This window comes from Methylobacterium sp. 142-1Y (genome assembly GCF_057747795.1).
This window is the reverse complement of sequence record NZ_CM173224.1, coordinates 403,287-418,728: the sequence shown is the minus strand read 5'-3', so window position 1 is coordinate 418,728 and position 15,442 is coordinate 403,287. Positions and strand designations below refer to the sequence as shown.

The 15,442-nt window shown below is 71.9% G+C and carries 12 protein-coding genes and 1 pseudogene; 4 read left to right on the top strand and 9 right to left on the bottom strand.

Features of this window, described 5'->3' with window-relative positions:
- Positions 1-177 precede the first annotated feature (177 nt).
- Together AC3AOF_RS01910 and AC3AOF_RS01905 are read right to left on the bottom strand one after the other, a co-directional pair.
- Positions 178-1,518, bottom strand: coding sequence for an ATP-binding protein (locus tag AC3AOF_RS01910; RefSeq protein ID WP_488347531.1), 1,341 nt, complete (start codon positions 1,516-1,518; stop codon positions 178-180).
- Complete coding sequence (locus tag AC3AOF_RS01905) at positions 1,515-2,261, bottom strand: response regulator (protein WP_236990845.1); 747 nt, start codon at positions 2,259-2,261, stop codon at positions 1,515-1,517. The genes AC3AOF_RS01910 and AC3AOF_RS01905 overlap by 4 nt, the downstream gene beginning before the upstream one ends.
- Positions 2,262-2,495: 234 nt before the next feature.
- Between AC3AOF_RS01905 and AC3AOF_RS01900 the strand changes: the two are divergent.
- Positions 2,496-4,248: pseudogene (locus tag AC3AOF_RS01900) on the top strand (redoxin domain-containing protein).
- A 251-nt stretch (positions 4,249-4,499) separates the two neighbouring features.
- On the opposite strand, the gene AC3AOF_RS01895 reads toward AC3AOF_RS01900, so the two are convergent.
- The 4 genes from AC3AOF_RS01895 to AC3AOF_RS01880 all read right to left on the bottom strand — a co-directional run bounded on the left by AC3AOF_RS01895 (position 4,500) and on the right by AC3AOF_RS01880 (position 8,505).
- The gene (locus tag AC3AOF_RS01895; protein WP_488347530.1) at positions 4,500-4,907 is read right to left on the bottom strand and encodes a response regulator transcription factor; all 408 of its coding nucleotides are present in this window, start codon (positions 4,905-4,907) and stop codon (positions 4,500-4,502) included.
- A 130-nt stretch (positions 4,908-5,037) separates the two neighbouring features.
- Positions 5,038-5,673, bottom strand: a complete 636-nt coding sequence (locus AC3AOF_RS01890; protein WP_488347529.1) for a response regulator transcription factor — start codon at positions 5,671-5,673, stop codon at positions 5,038-5,040.
- Entirely contained in the window at positions 5,670-7,559 is a 1,890-nt protein-coding gene (locus AC3AOF_RS01885; RefSeq protein ID WP_488347528.1) for a PAS domain-containing sensor histidine kinase, read from the bottom strand. The genes AC3AOF_RS01890 and AC3AOF_RS01885 overlap by 4 nt, the downstream gene beginning before the upstream one ends.
- Positions 7,560-7,656: 97 nt before the next feature.
- Positions 7,657-8,505: a sensor histidine kinase gene (locus AC3AOF_RS01880; protein WP_236990840.1), complete on the bottom strand. Its 849-nt coding sequence runs from the start codon at positions 8,503-8,505 to the stop codon at positions 7,657-7,659.
- A gap of 224 nt (positions 8,506-8,729) precedes the next feature.
- Here AC3AOF_RS01880 and AC3AOF_RS01875 point away from each other — a divergent pair, with 224 nt between their 5' ends.
- The 3 genes from AC3AOF_RS01875 to AC3AOF_RS01865 all read left to right on the top strand — a co-directional run bounded on the left by AC3AOF_RS01875 (position 8,730) and on the right by AC3AOF_RS01865 (position 11,006).
- Positions 8,730-9,080 carry a hypothetical protein gene (locus AC3AOF_RS01875; RefSeq protein ID WP_236990839.1) on the top strand — a complete coding sequence of 117 codons (351 nt, stop codon included), beginning with the start codon at positions 8,730-8,732 and terminating at the stop codon, positions 9,078-9,080.
- 253 nt (positions 9,081-9,333) lie between these two features.
- Entirely contained in the window at positions 9,334-10,446 is a 1,113-nt protein-coding gene (locus AC3AOF_RS01870) for a catalase family peroxidase (RefSeq protein ID WP_236990838.1), read from the top strand.
- A gap of 62 nt (positions 10,447-10,508) precedes the next feature.
- Positions 10,509-11,006, top strand: a complete 498-nt coding sequence (locus AC3AOF_RS01865) for a cytochrome b (protein ID WP_488348946.1) — start codon at positions 10,509-10,511, stop codon at positions 11,004-11,006.
- Between the two features lie 112 nt (positions 11,007-11,118).
- Here AC3AOF_RS01865 and cydB read toward each other — a convergent pair whose 3' ends face one another.
- Genes cydB through poxB form a run of 3 tightly spaced genes read right to left on the bottom strand, consistent with a single transcriptional unit; the run spans position 11,119 to position 15,325 of the window.
- A complete protein-coding gene (gene cydB / locus AC3AOF_RS01860; RefSeq protein WP_488347527.1) occupies positions 11,119-12,111 on the bottom strand; it encodes a cytochrome d ubiquinol oxidase subunit II in 993 nt (330 codons plus the stop codon).
- Positions 12,108-13,532, bottom strand: coding sequence for a cytochrome ubiquinol oxidase subunit I (locus AC3AOF_RS01855; RefSeq protein WP_488347526.1), 1,425 nt, complete (start codon positions 13,530-13,532; stop codon positions 12,108-12,110). The genes cydB and AC3AOF_RS01855 overlap by 4 nt, the downstream gene beginning before the upstream one ends.
- A 56-nt stretch (positions 13,533-13,588) precedes the next feature.
- Positions 13,589-15,325, bottom strand: coding sequence for a ubiquinone-dependent pyruvate dehydrogenase (gene poxB, locus AC3AOF_RS01850; protein ID WP_488347525.1), 1,737 nt, complete (start codon positions 15,323-15,325; stop codon positions 13,589-13,591).
- Positions 15,326-15,442 lie beyond the last annotated feature (117 nt).

Genomic DNA, 15,442 nt, shown 5'->3' with positions numbered 1-15,442 from the left:
CCCGTCGTCGAGGGTCCGGCGCATCGCCCGATGGCGGACGGAGGCTCTGGCGGATCATTGCGCCCCCGTGCGTTCGTCCGCATTGAGCCGGCGGCGAGTGTGCCGGATGTGTGCGCGACATGCGATCTTGTAAGCGCATGTATCACGGTCCTGCCGTGATACGGACGGACCACGCGGTCAGTCCAGGTGCACCATCGCCCGCAGGCCCCCGCCCTCGCGGCTTTGGAGCGTGAGGCTGCCGCCGATCGCCCGGGCGAGCTGGTCGGCGATGGCGAGGCCGAGGCCCGTCCCGCCAGTTTCCCGGCTCCGCGATTCCTCCAGCCGGACGAAGGGCAGGAGGACGTCGTCGAGCTTGTCGGCCGGAATGCCCGGGCCGCGGTCGAGCACCGCGATGGTAAAGCCTGCAGGCCCCGCCTCGAGGGAGAGCTCGGCCCGGCCGGCATAGCGGAGCGCGTTGTCGATCAGGTTGGTGAGGATGCGCCGCAGCGCCTTCGGGCGCGTCACCGCGGTGACCGGCGGCAGCGCCTCGGCCGTCACGTCCCGGCCGGTATCCTGGTAGTCGAAGACGAGGCTCTCGACGAAGGCGCGCAGGTCGAGGCGGGCCGGCTCCTCGATTCCCTCGTGCCCGCTCCGCGCATAGGCGATCCCCTCCCGGACCAGCGCCTCGATGCCGTCGAGGTCGTGCAGAAGCCGGTCCTGCTCCGGCCCGTCGAGGCCGGTCTCGACGCGCAGCCGCATGCGGGTGATCGGCGTCTGCAGGTCGTGGGAGATCGCCGCCAGGATGCGCACCCGCTCGTCGAGATGGCGGGCGATGCGGTGCTGCATCGCGTTGAAGGCCTTCCCGGCTTGCGCGAGCTCGTCCGGCCCCGTCTCCGGGAAGGGCACGGCCGGCCGGCCGGGCACCAGGGTCTCGGCCGCGCGGGAAAACCGCGTCAGCGGCGCCACCGCGAGGCGCACCGCCAGCCAGACGCAGCCGAGGGTGAGGAGGAGCTGTCCGGCGAGAGCGACCGGCAGCCAGGAGGCCATCGGCCGCGCGGCCGGGCGGACGTCGATGGTGAGGGGGGCGCCGTCCGACAGGACGACGCGACCCTGGAGGCGTTCGCGCCCTCCCGGCACCGCCTCGAACCGGACGGGGAAGCGGGGCTCCAGGGCTGGACGAATCTCGTCGGCGATGACGCGAAGGCGCGGGGTGAGCGCGGCCCCGCCCGGCAGCCCGGTGCCGAGGTCGAAGCCGTAGGTCGGCCGGTCGAGGAGCGCGAGCCATCCCGGCCGCTCCGCCGCGGGCAGGCGGTCGAGCAGGGTGACGGCGACGACGACGTCGCGCTGGAGCGTCGTCAGCATCACCGCGCGGGCCGACCGGTCCCGTTCCAGCACCATGACGGATGCGGAGAGCCCCTGCGCCAGGAGCAGGCCGGCGAGCAGGATCGCGAAGAGGCGGCCGCGCAGGCTGCGGGGCCAAGGAATCCGAGGACGAGGGAGGCTGGGCCGAGGCCGCCGGGGGGGAACGGGCGCCGTCATGCCTCGCGCGCCTGCACGATTGTGATCGGGACCGCGAGGACGTAGCCCTCGCTGCGCACCGTCTTGATGTAGGCCGGCTCGCGGGCATCGTCCCGCAGGCGCTGCCGCAGGCGGCTGACGAGGAGATCGATCGAGCGGTCGAACAGCTCCGCCTCCCGCCCCTGCGTGAGGTTGAGGAGCTGGTCCCGCGTGAGGACGCGCTGGGGATGGTCGACCAGCACGCGCAGCAGCCGATACTCGGCGCCGCTGAGCGGCACGACGGTCCCGGCCTCGTCGACCAGGTGCCGCGCCGTGGTGTCGAGATGCCAGGTTCCGAAGGCGATGAGCCGGCCGGCCTCGGTCACCTGGAGGTTCGGCGGCAGCATCCGGGTCCGGCGCAGGACCGCCTTGATCCGGGCGAGCAGCTCGCGCGCGGCGAACGGCTTCACCAGGTAATCGTCGGCCCCCATCTCGAGGCCGACGATCCGGTCGGTCTCGTCGCTGCGGGCGGTGAGCATCAGGACCGGGACCGCCTTGTGCTTGCCCACCCGCAAGTCCCGGCACAGGACGAGGCCGTCGTCGCCCGGCATCATGATGTCGAGCACCACGAGGTCGACCCGGTCCGCCTCCAGGAAGGACCGCATCTGGCGGCCGTCGGCGGCCACGCTCACCCGCAGGCCGTTCTTCCTGAGATAGGCGGAGACCAGCTCGCGGATGTCGCGATCGTCGTCGACGATCAGGACGTGATCGATGTGCTCCGCCATTCCGCCCTCGGCCCGTGCCCGCGCGTCCTCGTCTCATGCCCGGGATAGCCGGCCCGGCGCCGGCCGGCGAGACGGCGCGTGTCACGCAACGTAGCCGGGTGGGCCGCGCCCGGAGGAGGATCGCTCCCACCCGCTACAGACCGATACGAAGCGGCCGGACGCCGTACACAGGCGGGATATGCGGGGCTGATGAGGAAAGCGGCCTTCCCGGCGCGTCGGATCGGATAAGCCGTCATGACCCTCTTCCTCGCCGCCTACCTGGCGGGCGTGCTGACCCTGCTGAGCCCCTGCATCGTCCCGGTGCTGCCCTTCGTCCTGGTGTCCTTCGTCCCGGCACGGTCGGGCCGCCCGCTCGTCGCCGGCACGCTGCCGTTCCTGGCCGGCCTCGGCCTCGCCTTCACGGCGGCCGCGGGACCCGCAGCTGTCGGGGGCGGCCTCGTCGCGCGGCTCGGCACGGCCGGACGGCTGCTCGCCTTCGGCCTGCTCGCCGCCTTCGCGGTCTCGCTCCTGTCGCACCGGGTCTCCGACCGGCTCCACCGGCCGCTCGTGCGGCTGGGCGCAGCCGTCGCGGGACTTTCGGCGGCGCCATCGTCGCGCAGGGGGACCGGCATCCCGGGACCTTTCCGCTCGCTCTGCCTCGGCGCGGCGACGGGCCTCCTGTGGACGCCCTGCGCCGGGCCGATCCTCGGCCTCGTCCTCACCGGCGCGGCCCTGAACGGGGCCGGCTGGCAGACGACGGCGCTCATCGCCACCTATGCGGCGGGCGCCGCGACGGTCCTGGCCGGCGCCGCCCGGCTCGGCCGCCCGCTCGCCGCGGTCCTGCGTCGGCATCTCGGCCTCGGGGACAGGCTCCGTCGGGCCGTCGGGGCCGGCCTGCTCGCCTGGCTCGCGGCACTCGCCCTCGGGGCCGATGCGGACCTGCTGGCACGCTATCCCGCAGCGGGCACCGTCGCCGCCGAGGAGTCGATCCTGACGGCGCTCGGCGTGGAGCCCGCCCGGGCCGAGCCCTCTCGCAGTCTTCTGCCGGTCGAGGGCGCCCTGCCGGACCTCGCGGGCGCCCACGCAGTGGCTCAACGGCGGCTCGCTGACGAAAGAGGGCCTGCGCGGCCGGGTGGTGCTGGTCCATGTCTGGACCTCGTCCTGCATCAACTGCATCCGCACGCTGCCGTACCTGCGGGCCTGGGCCGAGCGTTACCGCGAGCAGGGGCTTGCCGTGATCGGCATCCACGCGCCGGAATTCGCCTTCGAGCACGATGTCGGAACCGTCGCCGCCGCGATCCGTCGCCACGGGCTGCCCTATCCGGTGGCGGTCGACAACGAATTCCGGCTCTGGCGCGGCCTGCGCAACAGCTACTGGCCGGCCCTCTACGTCGTCGACGCGGAGGGGCGCATCCGTCACCACCAGTTCGGCGAGGGCGGCTATGCCCGGTCCGAAGCCGCGATCCAGGACCTGCTCGCCGAGGCCGCGGGACGGCGCGCCACCGACCGGGGCGCGACGCCGACGCGGGCGGCCGGGGCCGAGGCCGCGCCCGATCTCGCCCATCTGCGCTCCGGCGAGATCTATCTCGGCTCCGACAAGGCGGCGACCTTCGCCTCGCCCGAGGGGCTGTCCTTCGGCCCGCGCGTCTATAGTCCCGGCCGGCTGCGGCCGAACCAGTGGTCGCTCGCCGGAACCTGGGCCGTGGAGCCGGACCATGCGCGCCTCGCGGCGGAGGGCGGCAGCGTGACCGTCCGCTTCCGCGCCCGCGACCTCCACCTCGTCGCCGGGCCCGGGCCGGACGGGCGTCCGGTGCGCTTCGACGTGACCCTCGACGGCGCGCCGCCGGGGGAGGACCACGGAACGGATGCCGGCCCGGACGGCGGCGGGACGATCGCCGAGACGCGCCTCTACCAGCTCGTCCGCCAGTCCGACCCGGCTCGCGAGCGCACCTTCGCGGTCCGCTTCCACGGCTCCGGCATCCGCGTCTACGCCTTCACCTTCGGCTGAAAGGCCGTCGGGCGATCGCGGACCTTCCGGGGCCCGGGACGGCGCGCAGCCGAGGGTCGTCGCCCGACGAGCGCGGCCCTCTCCCGATGCCGGCTCATGCCAACGGCCCAAGATGCCGACGCATCGATTCGATCTCGGTCAAGCCCGGGATCGACGGGGCCGTTGACCCATCTCGAATCGTCAACACCAGGCCAGAGGCTTGGCGAAAATTCGAGAACGGAACCAACGGTCGTTTTCAACGACCGTTGGTATCAGGCGCCGCCCGTCACCGCGGCCCCCTGCCGGCACCCGCCCTCCGCCAGCGCCACCTGCAGGGAATGCTCCATCAGGTCGCCCCCGACCGGCTTCTCGAGGAAGGCGCAGGCGCCGCTCGCCACGGCGCGCCGGTGCAGGGCGTCGCTCGCGAAGGCCGTGACGACGATGACCGGGAGCGTACGACCCTCCTGCCGCAGGCGCTCCTGAAGCTCGATCCCGGTCATGCCGGGCATCTGCACGTCGGTGATCAGGCAATCGGGCGAAGTGGCCGGCGCCGCGCGGAGGAAGTCCTGAGCGCAGGCATAGGTCTGCGCCGCGTAGCCGAGCGAGCGCACGAGGCTCGCCGTGGCGGTACGGACGGCCTCGTCGTCGTCCACGATCGCGATCGTCGGGGTGCGGAACATCGTGTGCCTTGCGCTGCCAAATCCGGCCAACCAAGCCCGGCCGACCCGGTCCGGCGGCCTGAGCGGATCCGGCTGACCGAGAGGGAGGGTGCCTGTCGGCGACTATGGGCCCACCCCCGGCGCTTTGACATCATACTGAGGTTTGGTCGATCCCCAGCGCTTCGGCCATGCGCACGAGATCGGCGAGCGAGCGCGCCGCCATTTTCCTCATCACGTTGCCGCGGTGTATCTTGACGGTGATCTCGCTCAAGTGAAGGTTTCCCGCGATCTGCTTGTTCATCAACCCCGCCGTCACCTGGGCGAGGACCTCGCGCTCGCGTACGGTGAGCGTCTCGTAGGCCGTCCTGAGCGCCTGGAGGCCGGTGTCGCGGCTGCGCCGCTGCGCGTCGCGCGCCAGCGCCGCCGAGACGGCATCCAGCATGTCCTGATCGCGAAAAGGCTTGGCGAGGAAGTCGACGGCACCGGCCTTCATCGCCCGGACCGACATCGGGATGTCGCCGTGGCCGGTCATCAGGACGATCGGCAGGGGGATCCCGAGACCCGCGAGCCGGTCCTGGAACTCGAGCCCGCTGAGGCCCGGCATCCGCACGTCGACGACGAGGCAGCCCGGCCCGTCGCCGCGTTTCGCCGCCAAAAACTCCGCCGCGGAGGCGAAGGTCGCGGCGGCGAGGTCGACGGAGCGGAACAGCGAGGCCAGGGCGGCGCGCAGGTCCGGGTCGTCGTCGACCACGAACACGGTCGGCGCAGGCGCGGATGTCTGGGTCACGGCACGTCCTCCCCGTCCACCGGCAGCAGCATGTGGAACGCGGCGCCGGGCCCGGCCTCCGAGATCCAGAGCCGGCCGCCATGGGCCTCGACCGTCGAGCGGCAGATCGCCAGCCCCATGCCCATGCCGTCGGCCTTCGTCGTGTAGAACGGCTGGAAGATCCGCTCCCGCGCCTCCGGGGCGATCCCGTCGCCCGTATCGGTCACGTCGACGCGCACCTGTCCGTCGTCCTGCCACGTGCTCCGCAGGGTGAGCACCCGCGCCCGGCCGGATGTGGCCGCCATCGCCTGGATGCCGTTGACCATCAGGTTGACGACCACCTGCTGCAGTTGCACCCGGTCGCCGCGCACCCGCGGCAGGTCTGGCCCGGCCTCGGTGACGAGGCTGACGGCCTGGCGCGCCAGCTCCCGGTCGAGAAGTTGCGCGCCCTCGGCGATCATCTCGGGCAGATCGAGGCTCTCGCGGCGCGGCGGGGCTTTCTTGAGAAAGCCGCGGATGCGCGCCACGATCTCGGCGGCCCGCTTGCCGTTGGCCACCGCCCGGCCGAGCGCGTCCGTCACCTCGCCCAGATCCGGCACAGGGCGCTTCAGCCAGCGCAGGGCGGCCTCGCCGTTCGTCACCACGGCGGCCAGCGGCTGGTTGATCTCGTGCGCCATGGTGGCGGTGAGCTCGCCCATCGTGGCGACGCGGGCGGCGTGGGCGAGGTCGGCCTGCAGGGTGAGCTGCGCGGCCTCCGCCGCCTTGCGGTCGGTGATGTCGAGGGCGTGGACGAGCACCGCGTCGAGCTCGGCCGGATCGGCCGGGAAGCGGATGCCGAACAGGACCGGCACGAGGGTGCCGTCGCGGGCGCGCATCTGCGCCTCGCCTTCGAAGGTCCTGGCCCCGGAGGCGAGCGCCGCGAGGGCTTTGGGAAAGCTCTGATCCGTCTCGGGCAGGAGATCCGCGAGGGGGCCGATAAGGGATTCGCGATCGGTCGCCCGCAGCATGCGCAAGGTGGCGGCGTTCACGTCGACGAGGGCGACGCGCCGGCGCGCCCGCGCGGCGAAGGCCGGGTCCGCCGCGCGGGCGGCGAGGTCGGCGACGCCGTCGGCGCGCAGCCGGTCGAGCTCGGCCTGCACCGCCGACCAGTCCTGCTGGAGGATCGAGACCTGGGTGTTGTCGAAGATCGAGCGGTAGCGCCGCTCGCTGGCGACGAGGCGCGCATGCGTGCGCTCGCGCTCGGTGACGTCGGTGTTGGTCTCAAGGACGGCGAGCGGCGCGCCCGCCGCATCGCGCTGCAGTGCCCAGCGGCTCTCCAGCGTGATGGTCCCGCCGGTGCTCACGTGCTGGACGAGGGTGCCCTCCCAGCGGCCGGTGCGGTGCAGCTCGGCCAGGATCGCCCCCTTCTCGGCGGGAAACCGCGTGCGCAGGAGGTCGTGCGCGACGCAGCCGACGGCCTCGGCGGCGCTCCAGCCGTAGAGCGCCTCCGCGGCCGGATTCCAGAAGGTGATCACCTCGCGGGCATCGCGCACGAAGACGGCGTCGTGGGTGAGGTCGAGGAGGCGGGCCTGCTCGGCCAGGATCGCGGCATCGGCCTTGTGACGCAAGGCCAGCGCGGTGGCGATGCCGGTCGCCGCGAGGCTGACGAGGCAGCGCAGCAGCGGCGCCCCCGTCTCGTTCGGGCCATGGGAGATCAGGTAGGCGGTCGCCGTGAGAGCGAGGCACCCGACCGCGGTCAGCACCACGCCACGCCGGCTGAAGGCCCGGGCGGCGATCAGCACCACCACGACGTAGAGCACGGCGACCGCGCCCTCGATGGGCGAGAGCACGTCGAACAGGAAGACCGCGAGCGCGATGGCCAGCGCCGCGACCCGGGGACCGGCCCCGGTGGTAATCTCGGGTCTCATCAGGCTTGCGTTGGCAGGCCAACGCTTCGTCCGCTCAGATCCTTGTTTTGTCGCAGTTTTTCTGCGCAAACCCGGCGGCCATTTTTGCGAAATCTGCTTAGGCGTCGTACGCATCTTTGGACCGGGGCTCGGCGCGGGGCAGGGTCACGCCGAAGACCGTGCCGCGCCCGAGGACCGAGGCGACGCGCACCGGCGCCCGCAGCGCCTGCGCGGTCTGGCGCACGATGTGGAGTCCGAGCCCGAGGCCCGCGCCGTCCCGGCGCCCGGCCCGGTCGAAGGCCTCGAAGATCGTGGCGAGCCGCTCGGACGCGATGCCCGCACCGTCGTCGTGCACCTCGATCGCGAGGCGCCGGCCGCGGCGGCGGCAGCCGATCACCACCCGCCCGCCCGTCCGCCCGTATTTCACGGCATTGCCCACGAGGTTGCGCAGGATGGTGGCGAGCATCGTTGCATCCGTCGCCGCGCAGGCTCCGGTCGGGTGCACGCGCAGGGCGATGCCGCGGACATCGGCGAGGGCCCGCCATTCCTCCGCCACCGTCGCCAGCAGCGGGCCGAGCGGCACGGGGCCGAGATGCGGCACCGCCTCGCCGGCCTGCGAGGTGCGGGCGAGGTCGTCGAGCTCGCGCCCGAGGCGCAGGAGCGCGTCGCTCGCCATGCCGAGCCGCGTGGCGGCGCGGGGCGCCACGCCGTCCGAGACCGCGCACTCGATCGCCATCAGGGCGACCTGCAGGGGCTGCTTGAGGTCGTGGCCGGCGACCGCGAGGAGGCGCGCCATGGCGCTGCGGGCGGCCTCGGCGCGGCGCAAGGCCTCGCCGGCCGCCTGTCCGCCGCCGGGGAGCGCCATCGCCGAGGAGGGCATTGCCGTGTCCATCGTCATGTCCAGCGCCATGTCGGTCCCCTCCTCCTCGCCCGCACCATCCCGGCCGTTGCGGCTGAGCCGGACCATGCCCCGCACCGTGATCGTTCGAAACCATACGGAGGTTTAGGGATGGTCCGTCGAAGCGCGCGTGCGACGGCGCACCGGACAGACGACCATACCGACGTATGACTGTCCCGTCCTTTGTTGTGAGTCGCGTAAATCCTGGTCTGACTGCGGGAATGCGGAACGGCCGGTACAACGATCGCATCTCCAGCCGGAGATCTCGCAACCTCACGGACGAGGATACTGTCATGACGACGCGAAATCTGCTCCCGGTCCTGCTCCTCCTGGCCTCGACGGGCGCCGCGACCGCTCAGGATAACGCCCAGGACCATGGCCGCCCCGCCGGCGCCTACGCCTACTCCGGCACCCATGCCGGCGGGCCGGCCGATGCGCTGATCCCCGACGGCGTCCCGCAGCCGGTGCGCCGCAAGGCGGTGAACCCGGCCTATGCCTATCCGGGCAGCCATGCGGGCGGTCCCGCGGACGCGCTCATCCCGGAGGGCACGCCGGCCCCGCTGGTTCGCCGGACGGTGAACCCCGACTATCGCTACAGCGGCAGCCATGCGGGCGGCCCGGCGGATGCCCTGATCCCGGAATGATACGAAATCCGAAAGATCACTTCCGGATTTCGTATCATCAGCCCGCGCGGTGAAGCCGTAGGCTTCACACGCCTGAGCGAAGCCGCTTTCCGCATCGCGAAGCGATCAATCGGAAAGCGTATGACGCGGCGCCTCCGGCATTCGGTTGCAGGCCCGGCGGGACCGCCCGCCGGGTCCGGGACGGGCCGGAGGATGTCGAGGACGGATCATCCATCGGTCGTGCACGGCGCGACGCTCCCCTTCGAGGATTCCGATGATGAGGCTGAACGACCTGATCGGGGCACCGCCCGGCCTGTCCCGGCGCGCCCTGGCTTTGCGCCTCTGCGCCATCGGTGCGGTGCTCGCCGGGACTGCCGGCACCTTCGCGTATGCGGGCGGCTGGCTCACGCCGGGGGCCCTCACCCCGGCCCGGCTGATCGACCGGTTCGAGGCGGTGAACGGCCCGCATCCCGGCTTCCGGCGCAACCACGCCAAGGGGCTGTGCGTGACCGGCGAATTCGCGGCGAGCGGTGCGGGCGCGCGGCTCTCGAAAGCCTCCCTGTTCGCCGCGGGCCGGGTCACCCCGGTGGAGGGCCGCGTCGCGCTCGCGGGCGGCCAGCCCTATGCGGCGGATGCCGAGGCCACCGTGCGCAGCCTCGCCCTGCGCTTCCGGCTGCCGGACGGCGAGGAGTGGCGCACCGCCATGAACGACATCCCGGTCTTCCCGGTCGGGACACCCGAAGCCTTCTACGAGCAGCTGCGCGCCGCCAGGCCCGATCCGGCCACCGGCAAGCCCGATCCCGAACGGATGCACGCCTTCCTGGCGGCGCATCCGGAGAGCGCGAAGGCCGCCGCCCTGATCAAGGCCCGCACGATCACCGCGGGCTTTTCCGAGGACACCTACCGGAGCCTCAACGCATTCCGGTTCGTGGCGACCGACGGCCATGCCACGCCGGTGCGCTTCGCCTACATTCCCGAGCGGGATGCCGCGCCGCAGGCGGGCGCGACCGCGGCGAGCGCCGACACGAATTTCCTGTTCGGCGAGTTCGCGGCGACCCTGCGGCGGGAGCCCGTGCGCTGGCACCTCGTGGTCACGATCGGCCGGCCGGGCGACGCGACCGACGACGCGACGATTCCGTGGCCGGCGGAGCGCGAGACCGTCGATGCCGGAACCCTCACGCTCACCGGCGCCGCGCCCGAGGCTCCGGGCGATTGCCGGGACATCAACTTCGATCCCCTCGTCCTGCCTGACGGGATCGCGCCCTCCGACGATCCCCTCCTGAGCGCCCGCTCGGCCGCCTATTCGCAGTCCTTCACCCGGCGCTCCGGCGAGGCGAAGACGCCCTCGGCCGTCACCGGCGCATCGCTTCATGGAGCCGCCCTGTGACGAGTTCCGTCCGGACCGACGCTGCACGCTTCACCTGGCCGGCACGCCTGCTCCACTGGAGCATGGCGGTCCTGATCCTCGCCATGCTGCTGATCGGCGTCGCGATGGTGACGTCGCTGAGCCATTACCACGCGCTCGTCTCGCTGCACCGGCCGCTCGGCGCCGCGATCCTGGTCCTGGCGCTCCTGCGCCTCGCCTATCGTCGGCGCCATGCCCCGCCGCCCCTGCCGGCGGACCTGCCCGCCTGGCAGAAACGGGCCGCGCATGCCTCGCACGTCGCGCTCTACGGGCTGATGCTCGCCCTGCCCCTCGTCGGCTGGGGCATGCTCTCGGCGGCGCGCTATCCCGTGGCGCTCGCCGGCCCGCTGGTGCTGCCGCCGATCCTGCCGGGCAGCCCGATGCTCTATGCGGCCTTGCGGGTCCTCCACACCGTGCTCGCCTACGCGCTGTTCGGGATCGTCCTCGCCCATCTCGGGGCGGCGCTGCTGCACGGGCTGATCCGCCGGGACGGCGTGTTCACCAGCATGGCGTCGTGGCGGGCGGGGACCGGGCGGGGCTGAACGCGCGGATGATGCGGGTTCCGGAAGACGTTCCGGAACCCGTATCGCAGGCCCGCGCGGCGCCTGAGCGGAGCCGGTTTCCGCATCGCGACGCGATCCGTCGGAAACCGTTTCAGTGGTAATCGACATCGGTGTCGACCTTGCCGCGGAAGATGAAATAGACCGCGGCGGTGTAGGCGAGCGTGATCGGCAGGACGAAGAGGCCGGCACCCCAGAACAGGAAGCGCAGGGAACTCTCCGGCGCCGCCGCCTCGGCGATCGTGACCGTGAACGGCACCATGTAGGGCAGGAACGACACCGCCAGGGTGGCGAAGGCGGCGCAGAAGATCGCGGCGCCGGCGGGGAACAGGAGGCGGTCGTGGTCCCGGCGCAGGGCGAGCGCCATCGTGGCGAAGGCCGCGAGCCCGACGATCGGGAACAGGACGAGGTAAGGCCGCTCGCTCCAGCGGTGCAGCACCGGCAGGTGCAGGATCGCCGCGTGGACGAACACCGCGACCAGGAAGATCGCCAGCGCCGCCATCAGCCGGGGCAGGATTCGCAGGCTGAAGGCGCGCACGTCGAACGCGCCCTTGCCGGCAAGCCAGCAGGCGCCGATCAGCGCGTAGCCGATGCACAGGCCGATCCCGCACAGGAGCGCGAAGGGCGTCGCCCAGGCGAAGGGACTGCCGACATAGCGCCCGTTCTCGACCGCCAGGCCCTCGACGATCGCGCCGACGGCGGTGCCCTGCACGAAGCCCGCCGCATAGGAGCCGGCGACGAAGCCGGCATCCCAGAGCGGACGCATCGCCTGCGACTTGTAGCGGAACTCAAAGGCGACGCCGCGCAGGATCAGCCCGGCGAGCATCAGGAGGAGCGGCAGGTAGAAGGCCGAGAGCAGGAGCGCGTAGACGGTCGGGAAGGCCCCGAACAGGGTCGCGGCAGCCACCACCAGCCAGGTCTCGTTGCCGTCCCAGACCGGCGAGATCGCCGCCAGCATCTGCCGCCGCCCGGCCTCGCCGGGGGCGAACGGAAACAGCATGCCGACGCCGAGGTCGAAGCCGTCGAGGAGGACGTAGAGCAGGATCGAGAGCGCGAGCGCGGCGGCCCAGAAATCGACGAGGGTCATTCCCCGGCCTCCATGGTTCCGGCAGAGGTTCTCGCAAGTCCCGGGCTCGCCCCGGGGACCGAGAGCGGGCGCTTCGGGTTGGTGGCGCGGTCCGGCAGGTCGGGCGCCGGGACCGGCCCTGCCCGGAGCTGGCGGTAGATGTAGAAGGTGCCGAAGGCGAAGATCAGCGCGTAGACGACGGCGAAGACCGTCAGGCTCGTGCCGACCTGCGGCGCGGTCAGGAACGGGGTCACGGCGTCGGCGGTGCGTAAGCGCCCGTAGACGACCCAGGGCTGGCGCCCGACCTCGGCGGTGAACCACCCCGTCAGCGTCGCCACGAAGCCGAGCGGGAAGGACAGGAAGGTGCACCGCAGGAAGAGCCGCGCGTGCCGGATGCGCTCGGACAGGCTCAGCCAGGCCCCGAGCCAGGCGAGCCCCAGCATCACGAGCCCGCAGCCGACCATGACCCGGAAGGCGAAGAACGGGATGACGACCGGCGGGCGCTGGTCCGGCGGGAAGCTCTTGAGGCCGATCTCCTTCGCCGTCAGGCTCATCGAGCCGATCACGCTCCCGAGATAGGGGATCGCCACGGCATAGCGCGTGGTCTCGGCGGCTTCGTCCGGCCAGCCGATCAGGATTTCCGAGGCCGGCTGCTCGTCCTGCCAGCGGCCCTCGATGGCGGCGAACTTGGCCGGCTGCTTGTCGTGGACGTAGTCGCCGGCGAGGTGGCCGAAGGCGATCTGGATCGGCACCAGGATCGCCGCGAGGCGCAGCGCCATCGTCAGCATCACCCGGCCCTCGTAGGCGCCGTGCTCCCGGAGCATGTACCAGGCCCCGGTCGCCGCGATGCAGAAGGCCGAGGTGACGTAGGCCGCCAGCATCATGTGCGGGAAGCGCACCCAGACCACCTCGTTGAAGATGATCGCCGACCAGTCGGTCGGCACGAACACCCCGTCCGCCCCGGTGGTGAAGCCGGTCGGCCATTGCATCCAGGTGTTGTTCACCATGATCCAGAACGACGACAGGCTGGTGCCGAGGCAGACCATCAGGCAGGCCAGGAAGTAGACCCAGCGCGGCACGCGGTTGCGGCCGAACATCAGCACGCCGAAGAAGCCCGCCTCCAGCGCGAAGGCGGTGAAGCTCTCGTAGCCGAGCAGCGGGCCCTGGATCGGCCCGGTGCGCCGCGACAGCTCGCTCCAGTTCGTCCCGAACTCGAACGCCATCACGATCCCCGACACGACGCCGAGGCCGAAGGCGACGGCGAAGATCCGGAGCCAGAAATCCGACAGGCGCCGGTAGATCGGCCGGCCGGTGACGAGCCCGCAGCCTTCCAGGAAGGCGAGCCAGGCGGCGAGCCCGATCGTGAAGGCCGGGAAGATGATGTGGAACGAGATCGTGAACGCGAACTGGATCCGCGACAGCATCAGCGGCGTCAGGTCCACAGCGGCCTCCTCGGGTCGGTCGTGATGGCTTACCTAGGGCGAGGCGGGCGTCTGCGTCAGCGCGGCAGGAGGTTGGTCTTGGCGAGGTCGAGGACTTCGTCGCCGCGCCCGCTCATCACGGCGCGGATCAACCAGAGGCTGAAGCCCTTGACCTGCTCCAGTCCGATCGTCGGCGGCATCGACAATTCCTGGCGCGCCGTCACCACGTCGAGGAGGGCCGGTCCGTCATGGGCTAGGATCTCGGCCACCGCGCCGGGCAGGTCGCCCGGATCCTCGACGCGGATCGCGTGGATCCCCATGCTCCGCGCCATGGCGGCGAAGTCCGGGTTCTCAAGACTCGTGCCGAGTTCGACGAAGCCCGCGGCCTTCATCTCCAGGGCGACGAAGCCGAGGGTGCCGTTGTTGAACACCACCACCTTCACCGGCAACCTCTGCTGGGTCAGGGTGATGAGATCGCCCATCAGCATGGTGAAGCCGCCATCGCCCGACAGCGAGACCACCTGCCGGCCCGGCTGCGCCGCCTGCACGCCGATCGCCTGCGGCAGGGCATTGGCCATCGAGCCGTGGGCGAGTGAGCCGACGAGACGGCGGCGCCCGTTCATCGCCAGGTAGCGCGCAGCCCAGATCGTCGGCGTGCCGACGTCGAAGGTGAAGACCGCGTCCTCGGCCGCCGCCTCGCTCACCAGCCGGGCGAGGTATTGCGGGTGGATCGGCGGGCGGCCGGGCGTTCCTTGCGCCAGGTGGTCGAGCCCGCGCCGCGCCTCCCGGTAGCGCGCGAGGCTGTCGTCGAGGTGGAGGCGGTCGGTCTTCTCCGACAGACGCGGCAGCAGCGCGGCGATCGTCTCGGCGACGTCGCCGACGATCCCGAGATCGAGCTTTGCCCGGCGGCCGAGCTGCCCGGGCCGGATGTCGACCTGGGCGATCCGGCAGGCACTCGGCAGGAACTGCTTGTAGGGAAAGTCGGTGCCGAGCATCAGCAGCACGTCGCAGGCATGCATCGCCTCGTAGCCCGACGAGAAGCCGATGAAGCCGGTCATGCCGACATCGTAGGGATTGTCGTACTCGACGTGCTCCTTGCCGCCGAGCGCGTGGACGATCGGGCTCTTCAGGGTCTCGGCGAGCCGCATCAACGGCGCATGTGCCCCGGCGCAGCCCCGGCCGCAGAACAGGGTGACCCGCTCGGCGCCGTCGAGGAGCCCGACCAGCGCGTCGAGCTCAGGCTCCGAGGGCCTGACAACCGGGGCCGGGGGCAGGAGGCCCGCCCGGGCCGAGACGCCGCGGCCCGGCGCCGGCTTCAGGGCGACGTCGCCCGGCACGACGATCACCGCGACGCCGCGCTGGCCGACGGCCGCCCGGACGGCGTTCTCCATCACGTAGGGCAACTGGTGCGGCTCGGTCACCAGCTCGCAATAGACGCTGCACTCGCGAAACAGGTTTTGCGGATGCGTCTCCTGGAAGTAGCCGCCGCCGATCTCGGCCGACGGGATCTGCGCCGCGATGGCGAGGACCGGGGTGCGGGTGCGCTGGGCGTCGTAGAGCCCGTTGATGAGGTGGAGATTGCCCGGCCCGCAGGAGCCGGCGCAGACGGCGAGTTGGCCGGTGACCTGTGATTCACCGGCAGCCGCGAAGGCCGCCACCTCCTCGTGGCGGACATGGATCCACTCGATCGTCCCGCGGCGGCGCAGGGCCTCGGTCAGGCCGTTGAGGCTGTCGCCGACCACGCCGTAGATGCGCGCGACCCCGGCCTCCTCGAGCACGTCCAGCATCAGCTCGGCCACATTGCCCGTCGACATCGGCATCCTCCATCATGATCTGAAAGCGACGATCTGAACATTCGCGAAGACCGGTCGCGGCCGGCAGCGCGCGAGGCGCACACGATTCGTGAAGTCTTGTCATGAAGTCTCGGCGTT